The 12754-nt window shown below is 62.7% G+C and carries 11 protein-coding genes; 9 read left to right on the top strand and 2 right to left on the bottom strand.

Annotated features, from left to right (window positions below; genetic code table 11):
- Positions 1 to 85 precede the first annotated feature (85 nt).
- The 4 genes from BBD46_RS01335 (at position 86) to BBD46_RS01320 (ending at position 4778) form a co-directional block, all read left to right on the top strand.
- Positions 86 to 2341: an NADP-dependent malic enzyme gene (locus BBD46_RS01335; RefSeq protein WP_071399953.1), complete on the top strand. Its 2256-nt coding sequence runs from the start codon at positions 86 to 88 to the stop codon at positions 2339 to 2341.
- A gap of 90 nt (positions 2342 to 2431) precedes the next feature.
- Entirely contained in the window at positions 2432 to 3793 is a 1362-nt protein-coding gene (locus BBD46_RS01330) for a PQQ-binding-like beta-propeller repeat protein (RefSeq protein WP_071399952.1), read from the top strand.
- Positions 3794 to 3887: 94 nt separating this feature from the next.
- Complete coding sequence (locus tag BBD46_RS01325) at positions 3888 to 4262, top strand: 30S ribosomal protein S8e (protein WP_006651747.1); 375 nt, start codon at positions 3888 to 3890, stop codon at positions 4260 to 4262.
- A 189-nt stretch (positions 4263 to 4451) separates the two neighbouring features.
- Positions 4452 to 4778: a sodium:proton antiporter gene (locus BBD46_RS01320; RefSeq protein ID WP_071399951.1), complete on the top strand. Its 327-nt coding sequence runs from the start codon at positions 4452 to 4454 to the stop codon at positions 4776 to 4778.
- Between the two features lie 166 nt (positions 4779 to 4944).
- Here the strand turns inward: BBD46_RS01320 and BBD46_RS01315 are convergent, their stop codons facing one another.
- Positions 4945 to 5940 (bottom strand): phosphate uptake regulator PhoU, encoded by a 996-nt coding sequence (locus BBD46_RS01315; RefSeq protein WP_071399950.1) that lies wholly within the window; start codon positions 5938 to 5940, stop codon positions 4945 to 4947.
- Positions 5941 to 6141: 201 nt separating this feature from the next.
- Here BBD46_RS01315 and BBD46_RS01310 point away from each other — a divergent pair, with 201 nt between their 5' ends.
- The 4 genes from BBD46_RS01310 to pstB all read left to right on the top strand — a co-directional run bounded on the left by BBD46_RS01310 (position 6142) and on the right by pstB (position 10327).
- Positions 6142 to 7188, top strand: a complete 1047-nt coding sequence (locus BBD46_RS01310; protein ID WP_071399949.1) for a PstS family phosphate ABC transporter substrate-binding protein — start codon at positions 6142 to 6144, stop codon at positions 7186 to 7188.
- The gene (gene pstC, locus BBD46_RS01305) at positions 7185 to 8108 is read left to right on the top strand and encodes a phosphate ABC transporter permease subunit PstC (RefSeq protein WP_071399948.1); all 924 of its coding nucleotides are present in this window, start codon (positions 7185 to 7187) and stop codon (positions 8106 to 8108) included. The genes BBD46_RS01310 and pstC overlap by 4 nt, the downstream gene beginning before the upstream one ends.
- Positions 8105 to 9100, top strand: a complete 996-nt coding sequence (gene pstA / locus BBD46_RS01300) for a phosphate ABC transporter permease PstA (protein WP_071399947.1) — start codon at positions 8105 to 8107, stop codon at positions 9098 to 9100. Before pstC ends, pstA begins: the two co-directional genes overlap by 4 nt.
- 165 nt (positions 9101 to 9265) lie before the next feature.
- A complete protein-coding gene (gene pstB / locus BBD46_RS01295) occupies positions 9266 to 10327 on the top strand; it encodes a phosphate ABC transporter ATP-binding protein PstB (RefSeq protein WP_071399946.1) in 1062 nt (353 codons plus the stop codon).
- A gap of 136 nt (positions 10328 to 10463) precedes the next feature.
- Here the strand turns inward: pstB and BBD46_RS01290 are convergent, their stop codons facing one another.
- Entirely contained in the window at positions 10464 to 11381 is a 918-nt protein-coding gene (locus BBD46_RS01290) for an HNH endonuclease (RefSeq protein ID WP_071399945.1), read from the bottom strand.
- Between the two features lie 152 nt (positions 11382 to 11533).
- Between BBD46_RS01290 and BBD46_RS01285 the strand changes: the two genes are divergently transcribed.
- Positions 11534 to 12691 carry a glutathione-independent formaldehyde dehydrogenase gene (locus BBD46_RS01285; protein WP_084777632.1) on the top strand — a complete coding sequence of 386 codons (1158 nt, stop codon included), beginning with the start codon at positions 11534 to 11536 and terminating at the stop codon, positions 12689 to 12691.
- Positions 12692 to 12754 lie beyond the last annotated feature (63 nt).

Below are 12754 nucleotides of genomic sequence, written 5' to 3'. Positions count from 1 at the left end.
TGGGCCGGTCGGCGACGGCAATATTCGACACTTGTCGATATCCGCCTTCGCATTGTTTTTAGTGGTCGCCCGCACTGTGGCTGATATGGGACTCGACGAGGATGCCTTAGACTATCACTTGACAGATCCGCCGGGTAAAATCGAAATTTCGACGACGAAACCGACGAACACGCAGCGGGATCTCTCGCTCGCGTACTCGCCCGGCGTGGCTGCCCCCTGTATGGAAATTGCGGAGGACGAAACCGACGCCTACACCTACACTGCGAAGGGGAACCTCGTCGGCGTCGTCTCGAACGGGTCCGCCGTCCTCGGACTCGGCGACATCGGCGCACAGGCCTCGAAGCCGGTCATGGAGGGGAAGGGCGTGCTGTTCAAGCGCTTTGCCGACATCGACGTGTTCGACATCGAACTCGACGAGGAGGATCCACACAAGTTCGTCGAGGCGGTCAAGATGATGGAGCCGACCTTCGGCGGCATCAATCTCGAGGACATCACGGCACCGGCCTGTTTTACGATCGAGGAGCGCCTGCGCGAGGAGATCGACATTCCGGTGTTCCACGACGACCAGCACGGGACCGCGATCATCTCCGGTGCGGCGCTGCTCAACGCGGCTGACATCGCGGACAAGGAGCTCGAAGACCTCGAGATCGTCTTCTCGGGTGCAGGTGCGAGCGCGATCGCGACGGCGCGTTTCTACGTCTCGCTCGGCTGCCGAGCCGAGAACATCACGATGTGTGACTCCTCGGGGATCATCACCGAGGCTCGCGCAGAAGACGACGGTGTCAACGAGTACAAACGGCAGTTCGCTCGCGACGTGCCCGAGGGCGACCTCGCGGACGCGATGGAGGGTTCGGATGTCTTCGTCGGCCTCTCGATCGGCGGCCTCGTCTCCCGGGAGATGGTCCAGTCGATGGCCAGCGATCCGATCATTTTCGCGATGGCTAACCCGGATCCGGAAATCGGCTACGAGGAGGCCAAGGCGGCCCGCGACGACGACGTGATCATGGCGACCGGCCGCTCCGACTACCCGAATCAGGTCAACAACGTCCTCGGCTTCCCGTTCATCTTCCGCGGCGCGCTCGACGTGCGCGCGACGGAGATCAACGAGGAGATGAAAGTCGCCTGCGCCGAAGCGCTCGCAGACCTCGCGCGCCAGGATGTCCCCGACGCTGTCGTCAAGGCCTACGGCGACGATCCGATCCAGTACGGCCCGGATTACATTATTCCGAAGCCGGTCGACCCGCGCGTCCTCTTCCAGGTCGCACCCGCGGTCGCCAGAGCCGCCATCGAGTCGGGTGCGGCTCGAACGGACCTCGACCTCGACGAGTACGAGGAGGAACTCGAGGCCCGCCTCGGCAAGTCCCGCGAGATGATGCGCGTCGTCCTCAACAAGGCAAAGAGCGATCCGAAGACGGTCGCGCTCGCGGAGGGCGAGAACGAGAAGATGATTCGGGCGGCCTACCAGATCCAGGAACAAGGCATCGCGGTTCCGATCCTCATCGGCGACGAGTCCGAGATTCGACAGACCGCCGCGAGCCTCGGCCTGGACTTCGAGCCGCAGGTCGCAGATCCCGCCGTCGGCGACTACGACGACTACGCCGACCGATTGCACGAACTGCGCTGCCGGAAGGGAATTACGCGAACCGAGGCCGGCGAACTCATCGAGGGTGATTCGAACTACTTCGGGAGCGTCATGGTCGAACAGGGCGACGCCGACGCGCTCTTGACCGGACTCTCCCACCACTACCCGTCCGCACTCCGGCCGCCGCTGCAGGTGATCGGCACCGCTGACGACGTCGACTACGCCGCCGGCGTCTACATGCTCACGTTCAAGAACCGCGTCGTCTTCGTCGCCGACGCGACGGTGAATCAGGCCCCCGACGAGGAGGTGCTGGCCGAGGTGACGAAACAGACCGGCATGCTCGCCCGTCGGTTCAACGTCGAGCCCCGCGCCGCCTTGCTCTCGTACTCGAACTTCGGCAGCGTCGACAACGAGGGCACTCGCAAACCGCGAAACGCGGCGCGGATGCTGCAAGACGACCCCGAGGTCGATTTCCCCGTCGACGGCGAGATGCAGGCCGATACCGCGGTCGTCGACGACATTCTGGAGGGAACCTACGGCTTCTCGGAGCTCGACCAGCCCGCGAACGTGCTCGTCTTCCCGAACCTCGAGTCGGGTAACATCGGCTACAAGCTGCTCCAGCGCCTCGGCGGCGCGGACGCCATCGGCCCGATGCTCGTCGGAATGGACCGCCCGGTCCACGTCCTCCAGCGGGGCGACGAGGTCAAGGACATCGTGAATCTCGCGAGCGTCGCGGTCGTGGACGCCCAGGAGGAGTAACAACGGGACCCCTTTTTCTGCGTCGTTCACCGCGTGCAGCGAATCGTCGGTCTTTAGCACCCGTCCGCCGTGCTTTCACAGAAGTACCACATGCGACCTACGAATCGACCGACGGAAGCAGCTGCCGACCGAAGCCGTGACGCCGCTGCTGTCGGGCGACGGCAACTTCTCGGCGCAGTCGGCGCGACGGCCCTCGGCGGAGTCGCGGGCTGTGTAAGCCTGCCGACCGCACTTGGCGACCGACTCGACGGCACCGAGGACGTCTCGCACTTCCAGAACGGCCTCCGTCGACTCGGCTACTATCCTGAAGAAACCGTCCCCAACTCGGTTAGCGTCAACTGGTCGTTCCCGATCAACTACGTCACCCACACCGCCGCCAAGTCGAGCCCCGTGCCGACACCCGACGGCGAGACGATCGTCATCGCCGGCGACAGCGGCTGGGTCCACGCCTACACGCCGAGCGGCGAACTGCAGTGGTCCACGCTCACTGGCGCAACGGAGCTCGGTTTTCACGGCTCGCCGGCCATCGTCGGTGACACCGCCTACATCGGCGGCTACGACGGCGACCTCTACGCCTTCGACACCGACAGCGGCGACATCGTCTGGCGAACCCGTGCCGACGATTTACACGGCGCGCTCGCCATCGGCTCGAGCCCAGCCTTCCACGACGGCACCCTCTACGTCGTCTCCGAGTACGGCTCGCCCTCCACCGGCACCATCTGGGCCATCGACCCCGACACCGGCGAGCCGCTCTGGTACGACGACCGTATGTGGGGCCAACCCCACCCCTCGCCGACGATCGACCTCGAAACCGGCCGGATGGTCGGCGGCTCGAACGACGGCGTCGTCTACGGCTGGGAGTTTCCGGCACTCGAGTACACCTGGGAGTTCCAGGCCGACGCCGACGGCCAGGAGCGCGAGGGTGGTGCGTTCCGCGAGGGGGCAGAGATCAAGGGAACGGTCGCGGCCCACGACGGCTACGGCTACGTCGGAACGTGGGACAACCACTTCTACTGTCTGGATCTCGAGGACGGATCGGAGGTGTGGTCGTTCGAGACGGGTGCCTCGATTATGTCGAATCCGGCGGTGGATGTCGAGGAGGATATCGTCTACATGGGGAGCGACGACAACTACGTCTACGCGCTCGACGCCGAGTCGGGCGAGGAGATCTGGTCAGCAGATGTCAACGGTCGCGTGATCGGTGCGCTAACGGTGACAGCGGAGACGGTGCTCGCCGGCTCCTACGATACGCATCTGTACGCACTGGACAAGGAGACGGGCGACCGGCGCTGGCGCGTCGAGAACCGCGGTCGCGTCACCAGTGCGCCAGTTCCCGTCGACGGCCGGATCTACTACGCCGAACGGGCTGCGTTTTCGAACTATTACGACGACGATGCCGAGACGGTGATGGAGGAACCGGGGCACGCGTACTGTCTCGTTTCGGACGAGTGAGTGCGTCTCAAGCCGATATGAACCGACGGGACGCAGCCAGACCCGGCCGACACGAAAGCGTGCATTCAAGTATTTGCCGGGACTGTCCTCGCGTATGCAAGATCAGGGACGCTCTACGCGAAAGCGCACCGGCGGTCGACTGAAGAACGTTCGCAATCGCCGAAAGGACGAACTCGGTCGACAGCCGACCGAGACGCAGGTCGGCGAACCACGCTTCCGTACCGTCGACGTTCGCGGAAACGACACAAAGACGCGCGCACTTGCAACGAACGTCGCGAGCGTCAACGCCGGCGACGAGACGCTCTCGGCCGATATCGAAGACGTCGTCGAGAACGACGCCAACCCGAACTACGTCCGCCGAAACATCATCACGAAGGGCGCCGTCATCGCGACCTCCGAAGGTGAGGCTCGCGTCACGTCCCGTCCCGGTCAGACCGGACAGGTCAACGCCGTGCTGCTCGACAACTAACGTCGCTACTCGAGTCCGGGTCCGAATTTCGGTTTTCGGTGTCCGGTTTCGGCTTTCTCACAGCTACTCCGCTTTTCGACACAGAGCGACTGTACTCGCCGCGCCCAGAGACCAGATAACGACACCGTGACCGCTTCAGGCGTGACAGCCTACTTTTATATCGAGCGAGAACGAATACCAGCCTACACCATGATCACCCCGTTTGCCGGTGTCCTTTCGGCCCTCCTCGTGCTCGCAGGCGTGCTTTGTCTGTACGAGTACACGCTTTACGACGCCACCGACCGGGCTGCTGCCCCGGTACGGTCGCGTCTGTATCTGGCCAGCGTGCTGCTGATCACGCTGCTCGGTATCGGCGGAGTAGTTGCACTCGCCACCGCTACTGTCCCCCCGATGACCGTCCTCGGTATCATCGGCATCACCGCCGCGCTGCCGGCGTTCGCACAGTACCTGTTTCACCAGGAACTCGAGTTGGATTCCGGCCCACTGGCCAGTCGCGTTGCTGATCGGTGGTTCTGAACTGACCGCTGTCCGGAGAGTGAGACCAGGTTCCACACCGCATTTCAATTGAATTGCGACGTGGTCGAACGCTGCCGGGATGGGTTAGCGGACTGTGACAAATCGAATACGATCACAGCACGGACCCACAATCACAATCACGACCACAACCACAATCACACCACGATCACGGCCGCGGTGCTGCCTTCTGCAACGCCGTCTCCGCAATATTCCCACCGTAGTCCGCACTCCGCGACAGCGAGTCCACGATCAACCCGAGCGACTGCGCTTGGACCGGCTCGAGATCCCGCAACATATCGTCGATCGTCCGCGTATGCTCGTCGATATCGAGCACCGCCTCGCGAGCCGCATGGCCCAACTCGTTCGCCTCCGCAGACTCCTCCGCAACCAGCGCATCCATCGACTTCTCGAGGACGTCCGAGGCATCCTCCTGCAGCGCTACCAGCCCCTCCGCGACCGGCTCCGGAATCTCGTCGAGTTTGAGCGCGAGATTGCTGATTTTCGCCGCGTGATCAGCAACCCGTTCGAGCTGGCGTGCACTCGAGTGATAATCGAAGCAGTCCTCGCGGGGGACACCGAGTTCTTCGGCGGCGCGAGGTGAGCGAAGCGTGGCGCGGAAGATGCGTGAGACGACGAGCCAGAGGCGGTCGACGTCGTCGTCGCGCTGGATGACGTCGTGGGCGATGTCGTCGTCGTTCTCGATGAGGGCCGTGACGGCGTCTGACAGCATGGAGTTCGCGATGAGTCGCATGCGCGAGACGGCGTTGACGATCGAGAGTTCGGAGGAGTCGAGTAAGTCCTGGATGACGACGCTGTCGGTGGTTTCTTCCAGCACTTCGACGCCGACGAGACTCTGGGTGGCGTTGCGAATCGCGCGGCGCTGGTGGGTCGTGATTCGGTTGGCCTCGAGGCGGATGATATCGAAGCCGCTGACGTACATCGTCATGACGGCCCGAGTCAGGCGTTCGCCTTCGAGATCCGAGACGTCGAGTGTCCCTTCCTGGCGATTCGTTTCGCTCTGGGGGGTGAGCAACAGTGCGTCGTCCTCTGGGTAGAACTCGACGGTCGTCCCGGCGCTCACATCGTTGTCGGTCGCCCACGTTTTGGGTAACGAAACCGTATACGTTGACCCGCCGGTTACCTGGACCTTGCGCGTCTCCATGGGCACAGTTTCGTGAGCCTATGCATAAATCCACGTGGATCTATAGGAAGCCGGATTGCGCTGTTCTCCTGCAGAGAGGCGGTTCTAAGACGGGAAGAAATATTGTGCCGAACGATCCCACACTGGTATCGATTGGCCCATATAGGGATATATAGATAACATAGTAGGGTATTTAGATGTCATCTCCGCACTAGTCAAACGATGGGAAATGAGCCGATAACAGGTCACTCCGACGGGGGGTCGCGGTCTCGATCTGGATCCGTATCGACAACCCGTCGGCGCGTTTTACTCGGCGTTTCCGGCTCGACGCTCGCTGGCCTTGCAGGCTGTCTCACACGTGGGGAAGACAGCGGGCTCGAGGGGGAAATTCGAATCGACGGCTCGAACACGCTCAGACCGAACAGTGCGCTCGTCGCCGAGCAGTTCATGTGGGAGAACAACCAGGTGCAGGCGTCGGTCAGCGCCTCGGGAACCGGTGCCGGTTTCCAGCAGTTCGCCCGGCGCGAAATCTCGCTGCAGAACGCGAGTCGGCCGATCACGGACGAGGAAGCCGAACACTGTCGCGAGAACGGCGTCGAGTGGCTCGAACTCGAGGTCGTCCTCGATGGCATCGCACTCCTGAAACACCCCGACAACACCTGGTGTCAGTGTCTCACCGTCGACGAACTCGGCGACCTCTGGGAGCGCGGTTCGGACATCGAGACCTGGGCTGATCTCGAGCCCGAGCGGTCCGACGAGGACTGGCCTGACGAGGAAATTTCGTTCTACGGTCGTGACTCCGCGTCGGGGACGTTCGACTACTTTACCGAACACATCACTGGCGCTGTCGGAAACATCCGCAACGACTACAGCGGTACTCCAGACACCAACAACATTATTCGCGGCGTCAGAGGCAACGAGAATACGATCGGATTCGGTGGGGTTGGGTACTACTACGAGAACGAGGACGACGTCGACCTCATCGCCGTCAATGACGAAGACGGCGAGGACCCTGGCGAGGAGTGGGACGATTGTATCGTTCCGACTCGAGAGTCCATCGAAGCCGAGGCCTACCAGCCGCTCTCTCGGCCGATGTACATCTACGTTCGGCGTGACGAACTCGCTCGCCCGGAATACCGTGAGTTCGTCCGGTTTTATCTCGAGAACACACAGGAGACTGCGCGCGAGGTCAAGTTCTACGCGATTCCCGACGAGACCATCGCGGAGCAACGCGAGAAACTGGAGGCCGCAATCGAGGACTACACATGAGTACGGAACCCATAGATCTCAGCCGAAACGGAAACGACGTGGGGACGATCGGGGATCGGCTCGCTCGCTACATCTTCTTTGGATGTGCCACCGTCACCATCGCGACGACACTCGCGATCGTGCTCGTCCTGGTCAACGGCGCGACTGATTTCTTCTCGACCGTCTCGCTCACCGAGTTCTTCACGGGCACCGACTGGTCGCCACGGGCGGCTGACAACCCGAGCTTCGGCGTGCTCCCACTCGTCTGGGGGACGCTGATGATCACCGTCGGGTCGGCGCTGATCGCGATCCCGATCGGCACGCTGACCGCGATCTACCTCTCCGAATACGCAAGCTCGCGTGTCCGCCGCGTCGTGAAGCCGACACTCGAGATCCTCGCGGGGATTCCGACCATCGTCTACGGGTTCTTCGCGCTCTCGTTTATCACCCCGATCCTCCAGCAAATCTACCCTGGTACGGGGACGTTCAACGCTGCTGCGGGGGCGATTGTCGTCGGCGTTATGATCATCCCGATGGTCTCGTCGATCTCGGAGGACGCGATGTCGTCCGTTCCCGACTCACTTCGAAACGCCGCCTACGGACTGGGCGCGACGAAGCTCGAAGTCTCGACGCAGGTCGTGTTGCCGGCATCGTTGTCGGGCATTCTCGCCGCGTACGTGCTCGCGATTTCGCGGGCCATCGGCGAGACGATGGCTGTCACACTCGCAGCGGGCGCACTCGCACAGGTGACGATGAACCCGTTCGCCGAGATTCAGACGATGACGGCGTACATGGTCGAAATTGGAACTGGTGACGCCTCGGTCGGCTCCATCGGCTACCAGAGCCTGTTCGCGATCGGCCTGACGCTATTCGCGATGACGTTCCTGATGAACGTGCTCAGTATGTGGATTCGGTCGCGCTACCGGGAGGAGTACCAATGAGTACCAGTACGGATACGAGCACCACGACGACCACGAGGAGTGGCGATCCCGACGGCTTCGACCCCGACGGTGACGACCTCGACTTCGACTTCGACGGCTCGTCGATCAAACGCAAACACCAGCTCGGGACGATCTTCCTCGGGCTGTGTTTCGCCGCGACGATGGTCGGCATCGTCGCGCTCATCGCCCTCCTCGCAGATGTCCTCCTCGAGGCCCGTGGCTGGCTCACCTGGGAGTTCCTGACGTATCCGCCGTCCCAGATCGCCGAGAACTACGTTCCAAACAACTACGGCGAGCTGGCGACCGGCCCTGGTGGCATGTACCCGATGATCATCGGCTCGATCTACCTGATCATCATGACGGCGATCTTCACCCTCTTCCTGGGGGTCGGCGCGGCGATCTATCTCGAGGAGTACGCGCCTGACTCGGGCCTGACGCGGTTCATCGAGGCGAACATCTCGAACCTCGCCGGCGTCCCCTCGATCGTCTACGGACTGCTCGGGCTCGCCGTGTTCGTCCGTGCGATGCAGACCGGCGCGAGCCTCATCGCCGGTGCGCTGACGCTGACGCTGCTCATCCTCCCGATCGTCATCGTCCAGTCCCAGGAATCGCTGCGTGCCGTCCCGGACTCGATGCGCCAGGCCTCCTACGGGACCGGTGCAACGAAATGGCAGACCATCCGCAACGTCGTCCTACCGGAAGCTGTGCCAGGAATCATGACCGGGATCATCCTCTCGCTCTCCCGGGCAATCGGTGAAACCGCACCGATTCTAATGGTCGGTGCTGCGACGACGATGTTCACCCCGCCGGATCTGACGGATCCAACGGGCTCGTTCGGTGCAATGCCCATGCAGATCTACGAGTGGGCGAAGATGCCCGAAGCCGAGTTCCAGCACGTCGCCGCAGCCGGAATCGTCGTCCTGCTGACGATCCTGCTGCTCATGAACGCCGTTGCGATCTTCATCCGGAACAAGTACGACAAGCGTTCGTAGCTGCTCCGGTCCGAACACCGTCAGGAGTTTGGTAGTCGGTTTCAGTAGTTTTTACTCGAGTACCCCACTCGCCCAGTTCCTGCTGTCCCGGCCACTGTGTCCGACTATAGCACTATATAGATGACATAGTATGGTATTTAGGGATTCGCCCGCTGGAATGGTGTAATGAGCGACCAGACGGACGGTCGACTAGCTGGACTTCGATCGGCGCTGTCGTCGATCCGCCCGAACGCAAACGCGAACGCGAACGATGGCGCTCTCACAGGCACGCGTGGGAGTTCGAACACGAAGCCGCCCGAAATCGCAGCGGCCAGCAGTGACTCGGAATCGGTGAGCCGACAGGAGTCGGGATCTGATTCCAGTGTCAGTGCGGCCGCATCGACGCAGACGGATTCAGAGACGACCGCAGCCGATGAGTCGGGGGCCGGTCTCTCCATGCCGGCCAGCGACAAACCGCTTGGCTCGCCCCGCGTCGACAACGCCGTCATCGAAGCCCGCGATCTTGACGTCTTCTACGGCGACACGCAGGCTCTCCACGGGATCAACATGGACATTCCCGAAAAGGAGGTCACGGCCCTCATCGGTCCCTCCGGCTGTGGGAAGTCGACGTTCCTGCGCTCGATCAACCGCATGAACGACCTCATCGACGTCGCTCGCGTCGAGGGCGACCTCCACTTCCACGGGAAGAACGTCTATGAAGACGATGTCGACCCCGTCGCTCTCCGGCGAAAGATCGGCATGGTTTTCCAGAAGCCGAACCCGTTCCCGAAGAGCATCTTCGACAACGTCGCCTACGGCCTCCGCGTGCAGGGTAAGGACGACGATATCGAGGAGAAAGTACTGACCGCACTCGAGCGCGCGGCGTTGTTGGACGAGGTCGAAGACCAGTTAGACGAGAGCGGACTGGATCTCTCCGGTGGGCAACAACAGCGCCTCTGTATCGCCCGTGCGATTGCGACGGATCCGGAAGTGATCCTGATGGACGAACCGGCCTCTGCGCTCGACCCGGTTGCGACCTCGAAGATCGAGGATCTGGTCGAGGAACTCGCCCAGGAGTACACGGTCGCGATCGTCACGCACAACATGCAGCAGGCGGCCCGCATCTCGGATAAGACGGCGGTCTTCCTCACGGGGGGCCACCTCGTCGAGTTCGACAACACGAACAAGATCTTCGAGAACCCCGAGAGCGACCGGGTCGAGGATTACATTACGGGCAAGTTCGGATAGGCGGTAGGCGGTTCTCTGGCGCTGTAGTGCGGTCCGTGGTCTGTGGTCTACGGTCTACGGTCTGTTTTGTCGGTCCATCCCGCCCTATCTCGCGTTCACCGCACACGACGGCCGATCGCACGCTCTCACAGGTCGGCTACAGCGCCAGTACCACGAAGAGTGCGACGTAGCCGACGGCGACGAGCAACGCCAGACGGATACCGCGATGGTTTAGCAGAAATCGGAGTGGCGTGTCGTCGACGACGCGTTCGCGGAGCGTGCGTGGCTCACGCCGGATTCCAACCTGTGAGAGCGCAAAGACGCTGGGTCGGACGGGCGCGTCGGTTCGGCGGGCCGCGAGTTCGTGCACTGAAATGGTGTGGTTTGCAGTGAGAGCCTCGTTGCCGACTGCTGGATCGCGTTCGAGTAACAGTCCGGTACAGGGTTTGCAGAGAGTGACATGCGACGGGGCAGGACGGCCGTCGTCGCTGGCAGGCACGTCCGTCCAGGCGACGAGTTCGGTTGGATCGCTGCGTTCGGCCCCACAGCGTGTACAGCACTGGTCCGCTGGCGTCCGTAATCGGGCGACGGGTTTTGGTGCGGTTCGCTCAGGAAAGAGCGGCGCGTCGTCGCGAACGTCGTCAAAGGCGCTGTTGTGCTGGTGGATGACGCCGTGGCAGGGCCGACAGAGTGTGAGGAGGTTCTCGAGTTCGTCGGGGCCGCCGGCGGAACGCGGAACGATGTGGTGGGCCTGCAGGGTTCGGTCGTCGGCTCCGCAGCGGGTGCAGGCGTAGTTGTCTCGGCGTAGCGTTTGCTGGCGGAGTTCCTCCCAGCCGTCGCCGTAGCCGCGGTTGTCGTAGTCGTGTCCGGCGTCGTTGTCGCTGCTGTCGCTGTCGCTCTTGTCGTTCGCGTGGTCGCTGTCGCTGCGGTCACTGTAGCCGTTGTCGCTATCGCTGTCGTCGCTGCGGTCGTCAGCGCTACCGATGTCGTCGCTACGGCTGCCATTGCTGTGGTCACTGGATCCCCTGCGACCGGACTCGTCTCGATCCGCGCCGGACACGCTCCCATCAGCCATCGCTTTCAAGACCTACGTGGCGGAGTTGCAAAGACGCATCGGCAGTGAGCGGCCGTGCTGGCACACTGTCTGTCTCGACCCACGATACCCGTTGCACCTGCACCGCAAATCTTTAGGGACAGGTTCGGCGTCGCCACCTGCAGGTGTTACAGATGTCCATCAAAGGCGTTGTCTACCACGACTCCCACGACGTATCAATTGAAGACATAGACGAACCCGAAATCGAGCACCCGAACGACGCAATCCTCGACGTGACGACGACGGCAATCTGTGGCTCGGATCTGCACATGTACGAAGGCCGCGCGGGTGCAGACCAGGGGATGGTCTTCGGCCACGAGATTATGGGCCGAATCGCCGAGACCGGCGAGGGCGTCGACACGCTCGAGGAGGGCGACCGCGTCGTCCTCCCGTTCAACGTCGCCTGCGGATTCTGTGAAAACTGCGAGGAAGGCCACTACGGCTACTGCGAAACCGTTGCGGAAACGCCGGGCGGTGCCTACGGCTACGTCAAGATGGGGCCGTACCAGGGCGGCCAGGCCGAGAAGGTCCGCGTCCCCTACGCCGACTTCAACGCGCTCACACTGCCCGACGAGGGCAACGAGGAGGACTTCATCATGCTCGCGGACGTGTTCCCGACCGGCTGGCACGGCACCGAACTCGCCGACCTGCAATCCGGCGAGTCCGTCGCCATCTACGGCGCGGGACCGGTCGGCCTCATGGCAGCCTACAGCGCGAAACTCAAGGGGGCCTCGGAGATCTACGTCGTCGACCGCGTGGAGAGTCGACTCGAGTTGGCCGAAGAATACTGCGAGGCGACGACGATCAACTTCGAAGAGGTGAACGCGGCGGAGGCGATCGTCGACGCCCACGGCGGCCCGGTCGATAAGGGCGTCGACGCGGTTGGCTACCAGGCGATCGACGGAGCGCGCGACGGTGACCACCCCTATGATCACGAGCGAGAGAACCCCTCGCTGGTGGTCAACCAGCTGATTCGGGCCGTCGAGGCGAGCGGCAAGATCGGTATCGTCGGGCTCTACATCTCCGAGGAGCCTGATCCGCCGGAACAGATCGACGAGCAGGGGTCGCTCGACATCAATCTGGGCCTCGCGTTCGAGAAGGGACTTCGATTTGGAACGGGACAGTGTCCGGTCAAGCGCTACAACCGGAAGCTCCGGGAGATGATCGTTTCAGGGCGGGCAGAGCCGGGCTTCCTCGTCTCGCATACGGTTTCGCTCGACGACGCACCCGAGATGTACGAGCGGTTCGACGAGCGCGAGGAGGGGGTGACGAAGGTGTTGCTCACTCCCTGAATGTGTCGCCCGCTCCTGGCTGGGCCGATGGGGGTAGTCGTCGATCGCCTCCGACAATCGAAA

The organism is Natrialba sp. SSL1 (assembly GCF_001861355.1).
In the GTDB taxonomy this organism is placed as follows: Archaea; Halobacteriota; Halobacteria; order Halobacteriales; family Natrialbaceae; genus Natrialba.
This window is presented reverse-complemented; position numbering and strand designations above follow the sequence as displayed.

What these genes read in the sequence shown, in the direction of transcription:
- BBD46_RS01290 (WP_071399945.1), bottom strand. Translation starts at nt 11,381, where the DNA reads ATGGCTGATGGGAGCGTGTCCGGCGCGGATCGAGACGAGTCCGGTCGC.
- BBD46_RS01310 (WP_071399949.1), top strand. Translation starts at nt 6,142, where the DNA reads ATGGGAAATGAGCCGATAACAGGTCACTCCGACGGGGGGTCGCGGTCT.
- BBD46_RS01285 (WP_084777632.1), top strand. Translation starts at nt 11,534, where the DNA reads ATGTCCATCAAAGGCGTTGTCTACCACGACTCCCACGACGTATCAATT.
- BBD46_RS01320 (WP_071399951.1), top strand. Translation starts at nt 4,452, where the DNA reads ATGATCACCCCGTTTGCCGGTGTCCTTTCGGCCCTCCTCGTGCTCGCA.
- BBD46_RS01330 (WP_071399952.1), top strand. Translation starts at nt 2,432, where the DNA reads ATGCGACCTACGAATCGACCGACGGAAGCAGCTGCCGACCGAAGCCGT.
- pstC (WP_071399948.1), top strand. Translation starts at nt 7,185, where the DNA reads ATGAGTACGGAACCCATAGATCTCAGCCGAAACGGAAACGACGTGGGG.
- BBD46_RS01325 (WP_006651747.1), top strand. Translation starts at nt 3,888, where the DNA reads ATGCAAGATCAGGGACGCTCTACGCGAAAGCGCACCGGCGGTCGACTG.
- pstB (WP_071399946.1), top strand. Translation starts at nt 9,266, where the DNA reads ATGAGCGACCAGACGGACGGTCGACTAGCTGGACTTCGATCGGCGCTG.
- BBD46_RS01335 (WP_071399953.1), top strand. Translation starts at nt 86, where the DNA reads ATGGGACTCGACGAGGATGCCTTAGACTATCACTTGACAGATCCGCCG.
- BBD46_RS01315 (WP_071399950.1), bottom strand. Translation starts at nt 5,940, where the DNA reads ATGGAGACGCGCAAGGTCCAGGTAACCGGCGGGTCAACGTATACGGTT.
- pstA (WP_071399947.1), top strand. Translation starts at nt 8,105, where the DNA reads ATGAGTACCAGTACGGATACGAGCACCACGACGACCACGAGGAGTGGC.